9 protein-coding genes are annotated in these 13,278 nt (G+C 72.1%); 3 read left to right on the top strand and 6 right to left on the bottom strand.

Features of this window, described 5'->3' with window-relative positions:
• Positions 1 to 13 precede the first annotated feature (13 nt).
• Both ACZ4E1_RS31485 and ACZ4E1_RS31480 read right to left on the bottom strand, forming a co-directional pair.
• On the bottom strand, positions 14 to 1,285 hold the full coding sequence (locus ACZ4E1_RS31485) for a hypothetical protein (RefSeq protein WP_467545904.1): 1,272 nt from the start codon (positions 1,283 to 1,285) through the stop codon (positions 14 to 16).
• Positions 1,286 to 1,473: 188 nt separating this feature from the next.
• Positions 1,474 to 2,265 (bottom strand): class II aldolase/adducin family protein, encoded by a 792-nt coding sequence (locus ACZ4E1_RS31480; RefSeq protein ID WP_467545903.1) that lies wholly within the window; start codon positions 2,263 to 2,265, stop codon positions 1,474 to 1,476.
• Positions 2,266 to 2,393: 128 nt separating this feature from the next.
• Here ACZ4E1_RS31480 and ACZ4E1_RS31475 point away from each other — a divergent pair, with 128 nt between their 5' ends.
• Positions 2,394 to 2,873, top strand: coding sequence for a pyridoxamine 5'-phosphate oxidase family protein (locus ACZ4E1_RS31475; protein WP_467545901.1), 480 nt, complete (start codon positions 2,394 to 2,396; stop codon positions 2,871 to 2,873).
• 53 nt (positions 2,874 to 2,926) lie between these two features.
• On the opposite strand, the gene guaA is transcribed toward ACZ4E1_RS31475, so the two are convergent.
• On the bottom strand, positions 2,927 to 4,507 hold the full coding sequence (gene guaA / locus ACZ4E1_RS31470; RefSeq protein ID WP_467545899.1) for a glutamine-hydrolyzing GMP synthase: 1,581 nt from the start codon (positions 4,505 to 4,507) through the stop codon (positions 2,927 to 2,929).
• Between the two features lie 630 nt (positions 4,508 to 5,137).
• On the bottom strand, positions 5,138 to 5,854 hold the full coding sequence (locus tag ACZ4E1_RS31465; RefSeq protein WP_467545897.1) for a hypothetical protein: 717 nt from the start codon (positions 5,852 to 5,854) through the stop codon (positions 5,138 to 5,140).
• 195 nt (positions 5,855 to 6,049) lie between these two features.
• Here ACZ4E1_RS31465 and ACZ4E1_RS31460 point away from each other — a divergent pair, with 195 nt between their 5' ends.
• Positions 6,050 to 8,257: a glycosyltransferase gene (locus tag ACZ4E1_RS31460; RefSeq protein ID WP_467545895.1), complete on the top strand. Its 2,208-nt coding sequence runs from the start codon at positions 6,050 to 6,052 to the stop codon at positions 8,255 to 8,257.
• Positions 8,258 to 8,373: 116 nt separating this feature from the next.
• Positions 8,374 to 9,387, top strand: a complete 1,014-nt coding sequence (locus ACZ4E1_RS31455) for a hypothetical protein (RefSeq protein WP_467545893.1) — start codon at positions 8,374 to 8,376, stop codon at positions 9,385 to 9,387.
• Positions 9,388 to 9,474: 87 nt separating this feature from the next.
• On the opposite strand, the gene ACZ4E1_RS31450 is transcribed toward ACZ4E1_RS31455, so the two are convergent.
• Both ACZ4E1_RS31450 and ACZ4E1_RS31445 read right to left on the bottom strand, forming a co-directional pair.
• Entirely contained in the window at positions 9,475 to 11,265 is a 1,791-nt protein-coding gene (locus tag ACZ4E1_RS31450; protein WP_467545892.1) for a GMC family oxidoreductase N-terminal domain-containing protein, read from the bottom strand.
• A 250-nt stretch (positions 11,266 to 11,515) separates the two neighbouring features.
• Positions 11,516 to 13,132, bottom strand: coding sequence for a succinic semialdehyde dehydrogenase (locus ACZ4E1_RS31445; protein ID WP_467545890.1), 1,617 nt, complete (start codon positions 13,130 to 13,132; stop codon positions 11,516 to 11,518).
• Positions 13,133 to 13,278: the final 146 nt, after the last annotated feature.

Below are 13,278 nucleotides of genomic sequence, written 5' to 3'. Positions count from 1 at the left end.
ATCTGCCCGGCGGTCAGTCCAGTACGTCGACGGTGACCCGGTTCGTCTCGACGCCGGTCGCGGTGATCACCTGCACCTCGACCCGGCCGGCCTCGACGTCGACCGGTACGGGCACGGTGAGCAGGGTGTCGGTGGGGTTGGTGAAGCCGCCGGGGACCGGGACCAGCGGGACGTGGACATGGACGGGGCCGATGCGGACGGCGACCCGGGCCAGCTGTTCGGCACCGCCCGCGCCGGGCGGCACGAACCCGGTGCCGCGGATCTCGATGTCGTCGCCGGTGCGGATCGGCGCGTCCAGGTCACCGGCCTCGCGGGCCCGCACCACGGAGAGGATCACCGGCCGGCCGCCCTCCGCGTACTTGCCGCACAGATACGTGGCGGCGGAGACCACGACGAGGACGGCGAGCCCCCAGGGCAGGTCGGGCAGCTGGTCGGGGCGGCGGGCGAGGCGGGCCGCCGCCCACACGACCGCCGCCGCGCTGACGGCGACGTACTGCGTGTCGGTGAAGCTGCCGCGTCCGGCGTCGTCGGTGAGCAGGTCGGCGGCGCGCGGCCGGGCGGCCCGCACCTTCTGGAGGCGCTGCCCGGCGACGCGCAGGGCGACGACCCGGCGGACGAGGACGGCGACCGCGCAGACGACGGCGAGGACGGTCAGCAGGCCGGCGGCCCGGGCGAGTTCGAGCCCGTCGATGAGGGCGTCGCGGCGGGCCGGTCCGGCGGCGACGGCGAGTTCACCGGCGAGGACGAGCACGGCGTGGACGGTGAGGAGGAGGACGGCGGCGGCGACGGCGCGCGAGGTGGACAGCCGGTTGTCCTCGCCGATGAGCGGGGCGAGGGCGCCGCCACGCGCCCGGTGCAGAGACGCGGCGCAGGTCAGCAGCCCGGCCAGGACGACGGCGGCGGCGAGTCCGGCGGAGCGGGCGGTGGTCCAGCCGGCGCCGAACGCGGTGAGGAGCTGGACGAGCAGCAGCACGCCGACGCCGCCCCAGACCACCCACAGGGTGCGCGGCCACAGCGCGGCGAGCCAGCCGGCGCTCTCCGCCCGGCCGCGCTCGGTGACGTCCCGCGCCGACTGGGTCAGCTCGTCGGAGATCCACTGGCGGGAGGCGCCGGCCGAGTGCTCGACGGCGGGCGGCAGTCCCTGCCCGGCCGCGAACTCGTCGCGTTTGGCGGCGAACGCGGCGACGGCCCGGCGGTGCCCCTCGCGCGCACCGTGCGGGCAGTCGCCGCACGCGCAGCCGCCCTCGTGCGTCCCCTGGCCCTGCCGGGCTTCCTGCACCGCCACCGCGACGCCCCACCTTCAAGATCGTTCGACAGCGGTCACGCGGCTCGTGTCGCCTGTCATCAACTTCCTTGTGATGAGAGGGAATTGTGCCTTACGCGGCGCACGCTCCGGCGCACGTGCCCGCCTCGCCCGGGTGAACGATCGGGACGCGTGTTGACCTGCCCGGTCAGGGGCCGATCGGGGGCCGGTCAGGCCAGGAACTCCGGCTCACTGCGCGTGATGTCCTGCCACATGCTCTGGTAGTTGATCCACGCGACGAGGTCGCTGCCCGTCTTCTCGCGGGTCTCGACGGCCTGGCGCCGGTCGATCAGGACGGGGCGCCCCGCGGCCCGCGCCGCGAGCTGCACCTGCGCGCAGCGTTCGAGCGCGATGAACCACCAGGCGGCGGCGTCCACCGAGTCGCCCACGGTGAGCAGCCCGTGATTGCGCAGGATCAGCGCCTTGAACGCGCCGAGCGCGACCGCGATCCGCTTGCCCTCCCCCGCGTCGACGGACACGCCCGTGTACTCGTCGAGCAGCGCGTGGTCCTCGTAGAAGGCGCAGGCCTCCTGGGTGATCGGCTCGACGAGCTCGCCGATCGCGGACAGCGCCCGCCCGTGGACGGAGTGGCAGTGCGCGACGGCGACGAGGTCGGGGCGGGCCCGGTGCACCTCGGCGTGCACGGTGAAGGCCGCCTGGTTGACGTGGTACCGGCCCTCCAGGACCTGGCCGTCCCCGTTGGCCAGGACGAGGTCGCCGACGGTGACGTGCCGCAGCGGCATGCCGAACGGGTTGACCCAGTAGCAGTCCTCGAACTCGGGGTCGCGGGCCGTGATGTGGCCCGACACCCCGTCCTCGTACCCGAGCCGGCCGAAGTTGCGCAGCGCCCCCGCGAGCCGCTCCTTGCGGTACCGCCGCTCGTCGGCGGGGTCGGTGTGCACGGGCGGCATCGCGAAATGCAGCTGGTCGGTGGGTATCGGGGCGGGGATCTGCGTCGACATGCTGCGGAAGGTACCTCCGGCGACGCGAGGACGACAGAGCCGGGCTGTGAAAAGAATGCGGCGAAACGCCCCGGGAAACCCGGGGAAAGGGGACAGAGGGTGGCGGGTATGCGCGGCAGACTCGACGCATGAAGTCGAACTGGGCTGCCTTCGCCACCGTCGAACCGGACCTCGCCAAGACGATCGAGGAACGCTTCGGCGCCTACAAGCACCACATCCTCGCCACACTCCGCAAGGACGGGTCACCGCGCACGTCGGGGCTCGAAGTCACCTTCCTGGACGGCGAGCTGCTGCTCGGCATGATGCCGGACTCCCTCAAGGTGCGGGATCTGCTGCGCGACGCGCGGTGCGCCCTCCAGGCCAATCCGGGGGACGGCGCCTCGATGGGCGGAGGCGATGTACGCATCAGCGGGCGGGCCCGGCCGGCCGAGGACGAGCCCGGGATCCTCGACGGATACCTGGACCACGTCCATGTCCCGGACCCGGAGAACTTCCACCTCTTCCGCGTCGAAATCACCGAGGTCTCCCGCACCTACGTGGAGCGCGACCTCCTGGTCATCCAGGTGTGGACCCCGGGCGCCGAGCTGCGCACGCTGCTGCGGAAATGAGAGTGCCGCCCACCGGTGCGGTGGGCGGCACTCTCACTGGACGACCGTGGGGACTACTCCCACTCGATGGTGCCCGGCGGCTTGCTCGTGACGTCGAGCACGACGCGGTTGACGTCCGCGACCTCGTTCGTGATGCGGGTCGAGATCCGGGCGAGGACCTCGTACGGCATCCGGGTCCAGTCCGCCGTCATGGCGTCCTCGGAGGAGACGGGGCGCAGCACGATCGGGTGGCCGTAGGTGCGGCCGTCGCCCTGGACGCCGACCGAGCGGACATCGGCGAGCAGCACGACGGGGCACTGCCAGATCTCGCGGTCCAGGCCGGCCGCGGTGAGCTCCTCGCGGGCGATGGCGTCGGCCTCGCGCAGCAGGTCGAGACGGTCCTTGGTGACCTCGCCGACGATACGGATGCCCAGGCCGGGGCCGGGGAACGGCTGGCGCTGGACGATCTCGTCCGGCAGACCCAGCTCGGCGCCGACCATCCGGACCTCGTCCTTGAACAGCTGGCGCAGCGGCTCGACGAGCTCGAACTCGATGTCGTCGGGCAGACCGCCGACGTTGTGGTGCGACTTGATGTTCGCCGTGCCGGTGCCGCCGCCGGACTCGACGATGTCCGGGTAGAGCGTGCCCTGGACGAGGAACGCGACCTCGGGGCCGTCCTCCTGGAGGATCTCCAGCTGGGCCTGCTCGAAGACGCGGATGAACTCGCGGCCGATGATCTTGCGCTTGGTCTCCGGGTCGGAGACGCCGGCCAGCGCGTTCAGGAAGCGCTCGCTCGCGTCGACGACCTTCAGGTTCGCGCCGGTCGCGGCGACGAAGTCCTTCTCGACCTGCTCGGTCTCGCCCTTGCGCATCAGGCCGTGGTCGACGTAGACGCAGGTGAGCTGCGAGCCGATGGCCTTCTGCACGAGGGCCGCGGCCACGGCGGAGTCGACGCCGCCGGACAGGCCGCAGATCGCGCGCTTGTCGCCGACCTGGGCGCGGATCGCCTCGACCTGCTCCTCGATCACATTGCCCGTGGTCCAGCTCGGCTCGATGCCGGCGCCGCGGTACAGGAAGTGCTCGAGCACCTGCTGGCCGTGGGTCGAGTGCATGACCTCGGGGTGGTACTGGACCCCGTACAGCTTCTTCTCGTCGTTCTCGAAGGCGGCGACCGGGACGACGTCCGTGGACGCGGTCACGGTGAAGCCCTCGGGGGCGGCGGAGCAGGCGTCGCCGTGCGACATCCACACCGACTGCTCGGCCGGGGTGCCCTCGAAGAGCGTGGAGCTCGCCTTGGAGACGGTGAGGGGGGTGCGGCCGTACTCGCGGGCGCCGTTGTCGTCGACGGTGCCGCCGAGGGCGGTGGCCATCAGCTGGAAGCCGTAGCACATGCCGAAGACGGGGACGCCGGCGTCGAAGATCGCGCGGTCCAGGCGCGGGGCGCCCTCCGCGTAGACCGACGAGGGGCCGCCGGAGAGGATGATCGCCGCCGGGTTCTTGGCGAGCATCTCCGCGACCGGCATGGTGCTCGGCACGATCTCGCTGTAGACCCGGGCCTCACGGACGCGGCGGGCGATGAGCTGGGCGTACTGCGCACCGAAGTCGACGACCAGGACGGTGTCGGGGGTGGTGGCAGCGGGGGTCGCTGATGACACGGGTTGCCTTCCGGCGGCTGAGCGGGGAGTCGTGACCCCGATTCTACCGGCTCGGGTCTGTCGGGCTTCCGGGCGTTCGCGGCCGCCGCCGTAGCTCCGACCGTGTGTCGCCGGGCGCGGGCCGGTGGGGGCTGGTCGCGCAGTTCCCCGCGCCCCTGAGATGCGCACTTCGTGCGCTATCTCATCGGGCGCTCGACCGTCGGGGAAATGCCACGCGAAGCGTCTGCATTTCAGGGGCGCGGGGAACTGCGCGGCCCGCCCCCACCGGAGCCGCACCCGAGTTCGATTCCCGGCTCACCCGTACGGCGCGTGACCCGGAGGGCAAGGGGTTCGTTGGTTCGGTTAGTCCGCGCCAGCCAGGGGCGGGCCGATCGAACCACGCGTGGCTCCGTTGGAGCGATGAGACGTCACGGTGAAGCCGTACGTCGTGGGACCTCGCTTCAGCTCGGTGACCGGACGGCAGGGGACAGCAGCCCGGTCACACCAAGAGAACGGCCGGTCCCGGGGACGCCCGGGGCCGGTCGGCCTCCGTCCCTCCCCCACACCAGCACTTAAGACCCCATCGGTGAGCACGATGCGTAGACCGACCCCACGCCTTCGCTTCGGGTCCCCTGCTCCACGAGCCGGCGGTTACGCCTGCTTCTCCAGCTTGTCCATCTGCGTCTCGACGACCTCGTCCGGCACCTCGGCCTCGGCGCCGCCCAGCGCGTTCAGCGCCTGGAAGACGACGAGGGTCGAGCCGCTGCGCACGACCGTGTACCCGAACGTCATCTTCGTGCCGTCGACGTTCCCGCGCACCGAGAACGCGACCGCCTCGTCGCCCAGCTTCGGAGCCTCGCCGGGCTTCACGTCGCTGTACTGGTAGTCGGTGTGCTCGTACGAGTGGCAGTTCTCGCTCTGCTCGCGCACGTCGGCGAGGATCTTCTTGGCGTTCGCCTCCTCGTGACCGAACAGGCCCACCTTCAGGAGCGTCGCGTCCGTCGCCTGAGTCGAGATCACCGAGCGCGCCACCCGCGCCTCGGCGTCCGGCTCCGTGCCGAGCAGGAACAGGTCGGCGATCGCCTGGCACGACGCCGGCTTCGCCGGGACGCTGACGTCCGGGATCTCGTCCTCGGCGGCCGGGGTGATCCGGTAGCCCTTCACATCGCCCTGGGCGAGCGCCGCCTTCTTCAGCTGCGCCATGCCGAGCGGCGCCTGACCGGGCTTCGCCGTGGCCGAGGCCTTCGCGGCCGGCTTGTCGCCAGTCTTGCCGCCGTCGTCCGCGCCGCCACCGCCGCATCCCGCGGTCGCCGTGAGCGCGACCAGCGCACCGATCCCTGCCAGCGTGCGCCCGAGACCTGACTTCACTTCGTTCCCCACCTCATGCACTCGACAGCGCGCCGCCCTTGCGGTCGCGCCGAGCCGCCATCAAAGCCGGGACCTGGGGTGCCGGACCACTCCTGACCGCCCGTTCCCGATAACGATCGGGGATCGGCGAAATGGTTGTACTGCTCGAACATGACGCTCAACACAGCGTAATAAGTGGAACATTGGTGTCATATCGTGACTCCCCCTGCTTCTTCCCTCCCCACTTCCTCCCTCCCCGCTTCCTCCCTCCCCGCTTCTTCCCTCCCCGCTTCTTCCCTCCCGCGGCAGAAGATCGTCTTCCTGCTCAACAACGCGTACGGCATCGGCGGCACCATCCGTGCCACGGCCAACATGTCGGCGGCGCTCGCCGAGCGGCACAGCGTCGAGGTCGTGAGCGTGCACCGGGTGCTCGACCGCACCGGGCTGCCCTTCGACCCGCGCGTGCGGATGACCACCCTGCTCGACCTGCGCGAGGACAGCCCCGACCGCGCCGACCGTGAGCCGCTCGCGCGGCAGCCGTGCGCGATGTACCACGAGCGCGGCACCCGGACAGGGCGACTGGCCTACACCGCTCTGCACGACGAGCGGATCGCCGCGTTCCTCGACCGGACCGACGCCGACATCGTCATCGCGACCCGGCCGATCCTCAACGGCTACCTCGCCCGGTACGGCGCCGACCGCTATCTGCGCGTCGGCCAGGAGCATCTCTCGTTCGACGGGCACGCCGACGAGGTGCGCCACGCGCAGAACGTGGCGCTGGCCGGGCTCGACGCGTTCGTCACCGTGTCCGAGGCCGACGCCGCGCGCTACCGCGCCGAGCTGCCCCAGGTCCGTACGCGGATCACCTGCGTGCCGAACGGGGTGCCCGCGCCCGGTGTGGAGCGGGCGCCGCTGGACTCCAAGGTGATCGTGGCGGCCGGGCGGCTCATCCCGGTCAAGCGCTACGACCGGCTCGTCGACGCGTTCGCGGAGGTCGCCGCCGAGCATCCGGACTGGGCGCTGCGGCTGTACGGGCGCGGGCCCGAGAAGGCGGCGCTGCGGGAGCGGATCGACCGGCTCGGGCTGTACGGGCAGGTGCGCCTCATGGGGCCGGTCTCCCCCATCGAGACCGAGTGGGCGAAGGGGGCGATCGCCGCGGTCACCTCCGACATGGAGTCCTTCGGGATGACCGTCGTCGAGGCCATGCACTGCGGGGTCCCGGTGGTCGCGACGGACTGCCCGCACGGACCGGCCGAGATCATCGACCACGAGCGGAACGGGCTGCTCGTGCCGCTGGAGGCGGGGGTCGCCGGGTACGCCGACGCGTTGCGACGGCTGATGTCGGACGACGCGCTGCGCGCGCGGCTCGGGGCGGCGGCCCTGGAGCGGGCCCGGGACTTCGAGCCGGCGGCGGTGGCGCTCCGGTACGAGGAGCTGTTCCGGGAGCTGGGTGCGGGGCAGGAGCGGGGTGTCGCCGCTCCGGCTCAGGCTCCGGCGCAGAGACCGATGCCGGTCGCCACCGCGGCCGCGCCCTCGTTCGGGGCGCGGATGTGGCGGCGGCTGCGGTCCGCCGGGCCCGCGCCGCGGGCCGCCGCGGCGCCCGGGTCCGCGCCCGAGCCGACGACGGCGCCCGTGGCGTTCGCCCGGTCGACCGGCGACGGCGGGTTCACCGTGCGGTTCGACGCGGCGACGCTGCCGGCCGGGCCGCTGGACTTCGTCGCGCGGCTGCGCCGGGACCCCAAAGGGCGGGAGCTGCGGCTCGCGGTGCCGCAGGACGGGGAGGTCGTGGTCGCGGCGGACGCGCACCGCCTCGCCGAGGGCCGCTGGGACTGCTACGTCGCGCCGCGCGGCACCGACCGGCGGCGGCGCCTGGAATGCGGGCTCGCCGAACGGGCGCGGCGGGTAGGGGCGAGTCCCCGGACGGTTCCCGACGGGGTGGCGGCCTGGCTGCCGTACGCCACGTCCGACGGGTTCCTCGCGCTGCGGACCTGGCTGCGGCCCGCGCACGCCGAGGTGCTGCACGTGGACGCGGAGCCGGAGCGGGCCGTGGTCGGGGCGGCCCTGTACGGGGTGCGCGGCGGGCTCGACGGGGCGCGGGTGGTGGCCGTCGCGCGGGCCGGCGCGGAGCGGGACTTCTCGGTGCCCGTGGTCCGGGTGACCGACGAGCACTTCGAGTTCACGCTGCCGTACGCGGAGGCGACCGCGCGGCGCGACGGCGAACGGGCGGACTGGACGCTGTGGCTGCACCGGTCGGCGGCCGCGGCGGTGCCGGTGCCGATCGGCCGGATCGGCAGCGATGTCATGGACCGCAACAAGACGGACCTGTTCCCGGAAGGACCCGACGGGGTCGGGCTGCACTTCACCGGGGCGCATGACCTGGGCGTACGAGCCCGCACACCGAAGGTTGTGACCCAGGTCACATAAAGACCCTGTCAGTAACAGGACAACCATGCGCGCCGATCAAGGGTCCTCTTTGCGACACCACGGCCACGTCCGCGTCCGCCATCGCGGGGCCGCCCTTCGTACCCACGAGGTCCTGAATGAAGCTTCGCCGCGCACTCGTGACGGCGGCCGCGACGGCCGCCCTCGCCCCGATCGCGCTCCTGTCCGCGCCGGCCGCGTTCGCGGACGGCGAGCCGGCGACCGTCGAGTCGTCCCCGGCCGCGTCGGAGTCGGCTCCGGCCGAGTCCGAGGCGCCGGCCTCCTCCCCGGCCGCGCCCGAGGAGACCGCCGCCCCGTCCACCTCCGCGCCCGAGACGGCGCCGGAGGAGCCGTCCGCTCCGTCCACCTCCGCCTCCGAGTCCGCCTCGGCTTCGGCCTCCGCCTCGGCCTCGACGAGCCCGTCCGGCACGCCGAGCGAGTCCGCCGAGCCCACCGATGAGCCCGGCGACGAGTGCACGGACTCGAAGGCCGACGTCAGCATCACCGGCCTGCCCGGCAAGATCGCCCGCGGCAGCGGCTGGCACAAGTTCTCCCTGAACGTCGCCAACAACTCCGACTCCGTCCTCACGGACCTGGGCTACTTCGCGGGCGCCTCCGCGGACCAGGCCGGCGAGAACCTGTTCGCCAGCAAGCAGGTCCAGCTGCAGGCGTACGACCCGGACGCCAAGATCTGGTTCGACCTCAACGAGGGCGGCGACGCCGTCGGCTTCGTCGGTTACTCGGACAAGCTCGAGCCCGGCTACGAGGTCAACATCCCGATGCGGATCAACGTGACCTCCGCCGCTCCGATCGGCGCGGCCTTCTCGCTCGGCGCCTCTCTCTACGCCGACTCCGACGGTGACTGCGTCGGCGCCGGCGATGTCGCGTACCGCTTCCAGATCGTGGGCGCCGGCACCGACACCTCGGGCACCAAGCCGCAGACCGGCGGCAAGGTCCCGGTCTCGGACCAGCCGGCCGACAAGTCGAAGGCTCCCAAGGCCACCGGCAGCCTCGCCGAGACCGGTTCCAGCTCCATGCTGCCGACCGTCGGCATGATCGGCGGCATCGCCGTCGTCGCCGGTGCCGGTGTCGTCTACTCCGTGCGTCGCCGCAAGGTGGGCGCCGAGGGCTGAGTGCGCACCATGCCGCGCCAGTGAGGAAGGACCCGCACTCGGAGGGGGGTGCGGGTCCTTTCTTGTCTGCCTGCTTCTCTCGTCTGTCTACTTCTTCGGCGGGACCTCGGGCATGCCGAGGAACGGCAGCTTCAGGGCGCCGAACGCGTCCGCCGGGACCGCCGGGTTCTTCGGCTCGACCGGTGCGAGCCGCACGTACGCGGCGCCGATCTCCGGGCGCGGGTCCTCCTCGCCCTTGTTCGGCCAGTACGACATGGCCCGTTCGGCCTGCGCCGTGATGGTCAGGGACGGATTGACGCCGAGGTTCGCGGAGACGGCGGCGCCGTCCACCACCGAGATCCCCGGGTGCCCGTAGAGCCGGTGGTACGGGTCGATGACGCCGGTCTCCGCGCTGTCGCCGATGGGGCAGCCGCCGAGGAAGTGGGCGGTGAGCGGGGTGCCCATGAGCTCGCCGACGTTCGACCCGGCGAAGCCGTTGATCTCGGCGGCGATCGCGGACGCGCCGTCCGTGGCGGCCTTGATCTGCTTCGGGTTGGGCGCGCCGTGGCCCTGCTCGGCGGTGAGCAGGCCCTTGCCGACGCCGCCCGGCTTCAGGTACGTCGTCAGCGAGTTGTCCAGGGACTGCATGACGAGGCCGATGATGGTCTTCTCCGACCAGCGGTGGTTGGAGAGCGAACGGGCCAGCAGGGTCGGGTGCTTGACCACGTTCGCCAGCCAGCCGGCGACGCGGGACGAGCCCTCCGCGTACGGCACCTGGAGGATGGTCAGGCCGCCCATCGCGTTGGATCCCTTGCCGTAGCGGACCGGTTCGATGTGGGTGTTCTCGTCCGGGTGGATCGAGGACGTGATGGCGACGCCCTTGGTGAAGTCGGCCTTCGCCGCGCCGTGCTTCTTGCGGTAGCGCCGGTCGGTGGTCTGGGCGCCGACCAGGGCCTCCGAGTTGGTGCGGGTCAGGTGGCCCAGCTTCTGCGAGAGGTACGGGAGTTGGCCGCCGGCCTTCATGCGGTGCAGCAGGGTCTGGGTGCCGTAGGTGCCGGCCGCGACGACGACCTTGGGGGCGCGGAAGACGCGGCCCGCCGACTTCTTCTTGTCGTCGGTCGGCAGGGTGGCGACCGCGTAGCCGCCCCGCGAGTCGTCCGTGACGGAGACGACGGTCGTCATCGGGTGCACGGAGGCGCCGGACTTCTCGGCCAGGTACAGGTAGTTCTCGTTCAGGGTGTTCTTCGCACCGTGCCGGCAGCCGGTCATGCACTCGCCGCACTCGGTGCACGCCTTGCGGGCCGGGCCCGCGCCGCCGAAGTACGGGTCGGGCACCTGCGCGCCGGGCTTCGCCTTGCTGGTGCCGTCCGCGTCCTCGCCGTCGCCGAAGAAGACGCCGACCGGGGCCATGTGGAAGGAGTCGCCGATGCCCATGGACTGGGCCGCCGCCTTCAGGTGCACGTCGGCCGGGGTCATCGTCGGGTTGAGGCGGACGCCCAGCATGCGCTTGGCCTGGTCGTAGTACGGGCCGAGCTCGTCCTGCCAGTCGGTGATGTGCTTCCACTGCGGGTCGTCGAAGAAGGGCTTCGGCGGCACGTAGAGGGTGTTGGCGTAGTTGAGGGAGCCGCCGCCGACGCCGGCGCCGGCCAGCACCATCACGTTGCCGAGCAGGTGGATGCGCTGGAGGCCGTACATGCCGAGCTTCGGCGCCCAGAGGAAGTTCTTGAGGTCCCAGGAGTTCTTGGGGAGGGTGCCGGGGGCGAAGCGGCGGCCCGCCTCCAGGACGCCGACCTTGTAGCCCTTCTCGGTGAGGCGCAGGGCGGTGACGGCTCCGCCGAAGCCGGATCCGATGACCAGGACGTCGTAGTCGTACCCGGGGTCTTGCGCGGCCTGGGCCATGGGGGCGTCTCCTTGTGCGGGTCGGATCTGGTGCGGGCTTCGGAATCTCGCCGTGGGGGGGGTGGGGGTCGTTGCCGGGTGCGGGTGCGTCGTGGCTGGTCGCGCAGTTCCCCGCGCCCCTGAAATGCAGGCGCTTCGCGCCGCATTTCCCCGATGGGGCGCGCCCCTATGGAGGTAGCGGACGAAGTCCGCACCTCCAGGGGCGCGGGGAACTGCGCGAGAAGCCCCACCGGGCCGCAGACGAAATCGGCTACTTGAGGCGGAGCTTCTTCATCAGGCTCAGGCTGGTGGTCATGAACTTGGCGTAGGCCGCGTCGTCCATGCCGAAGGACGGGGCCATCGGCATCACCCGCTGGTGGGCGACCGTCTGGGCCTCGGTGTACTTGAGGATGCCCTCGGAGCCGTGGCGGCGGCCGAGGCCCGACTGCTTCATGCCGCCCATGGGCGACTGGACGCTGCCGTACGCGGGGGCGTAGCCCTCGTTGATGTTCACGGTGCCGGTGCGCAGCCGGGCGGCGACCTCGTGGCCGCGCCGGGCGTCCTTCGTCCAGACCGAGGAATTGAGGCCGTACGGCGTGCCGTTGGCCTGGGCGATGACCTCGTCCTCGTCCGTGAAGCGGTAGATCGAGACGACCGGGCCGAAGGTCTCCTCGGTGCAGACGGACATCGGGGCCTCGACCCCGTCGAGGATGGTCGGCTCGAAGAAGTAGGGGCCGATGTCGGGGCGGGCGACGCCGCCGGCGACGAGCGTGGCGCCCTTGGCGACGGCCTCCTCGACGTGCCGGGTCACCGTGGTGAGCTGGCGCTCGCCCACGAGGGAGCCCATGTCGGCCCCGTACGCGAGGGACGTGCCGAGCCGCATCGCCTTCGTCCGGGCGGCGAAGCGCTCCAGGAAGGCGTCGGCGATCGACTCGTGGACGTACAACCGCTCGATGGAGATGCAGAGTTGGCCCGCCGAGGAGAAGCAGGCGCGGACGGCGCCGGCGGCGGCCTTCTCCACGTCGGCGTCCTTGAGGACCAGCATCGCGTTCTTGCCGCCGAGTTCGAGCGAGACGCCGACGAGACGGGCGGCGGCGCCCTGGGCGACCTCGCGGCCGGTGCGGGTGGAGCCGGTGAAGGAGACGTAGTCGGCGTGCTTGACCAACTCGGGCCCCACGACCGGGCCTTCGCCGAGGACGACCTGGAAGACCTCGGCGGGCAGACCGGCCTCGATGAGCAGGTCGCGGGCCCACAGGGCGGTCAGGCAGGTCTCGGTGTCGGGCTTCATGACGACCGCGTTGCCCGAGACGAACGCGGGGAGCGCGTCGCCGACCGACAGTTCGAGGGGGTAGTTCCAGGGGGCGATCTGGCCGACGACGCCGCGCGGCTGGCGCAGCTCGGTCACCTTGGTCAGGGTCGGGACCGCGCCGGTGTGCCGCCGGGGCTTGAGGTAGGCCGGGGCCTTGCGGCCGTAGTGACGGGAGGCGACGGCGACGGCCTGCACCTCTTCGTGCGCGTGCAGGCGGGCCTTGCCGGTCTCCAGCTGGATGAGGTCGAGGACCTCGGCCTGGCGGGCGAGCACCAGGTCGTGGAAGCGCAGCAGCACGGCGGCGCGCTTGCGCACCGGCGTCTTCGCCCAGACCTCCTGCGCGGCGCGGGCCCGTTCGAAGGCGGTGGCCACGTCCTCGGGCGTCGACTCCGGCAGGTCGGCGAGCTTCTCACCGGTGAACGGCGTGTGGTTCGCGGTCCGCCCCGAGCCGACCACGCCTCGGGTGAGCTGGGCGATCAGCTCGGGCGTGACCACGTCGGCAGCGGTGCGCACGCCCTCCGGGGCGGCCGCTGTCGGGTTGGTTCCGGTCTTCTCGTGGGTGGCCTGCGACTCCGTCATGAGGGGGAGGGTATGCGGAAGCCGACGCTTTGTGTACCCACCGGTAATCGGCTTTCACGCCCTCCACACACCACGCCAGTGATCGCTGGCAGCAAAGCCGCTGATCAGTGGCTTTGCCGGTGCCGCCACCGGCCGCACCGGGCCGG

Source organism: Streptomyces sp. NPDC025806 (genome assembly GCF_055558275.1).
The sequence above is the reverse complement of the archived record's forward strand: the minus strand, read 5'-3'. Positions and strand labels throughout refer to the sequence as shown.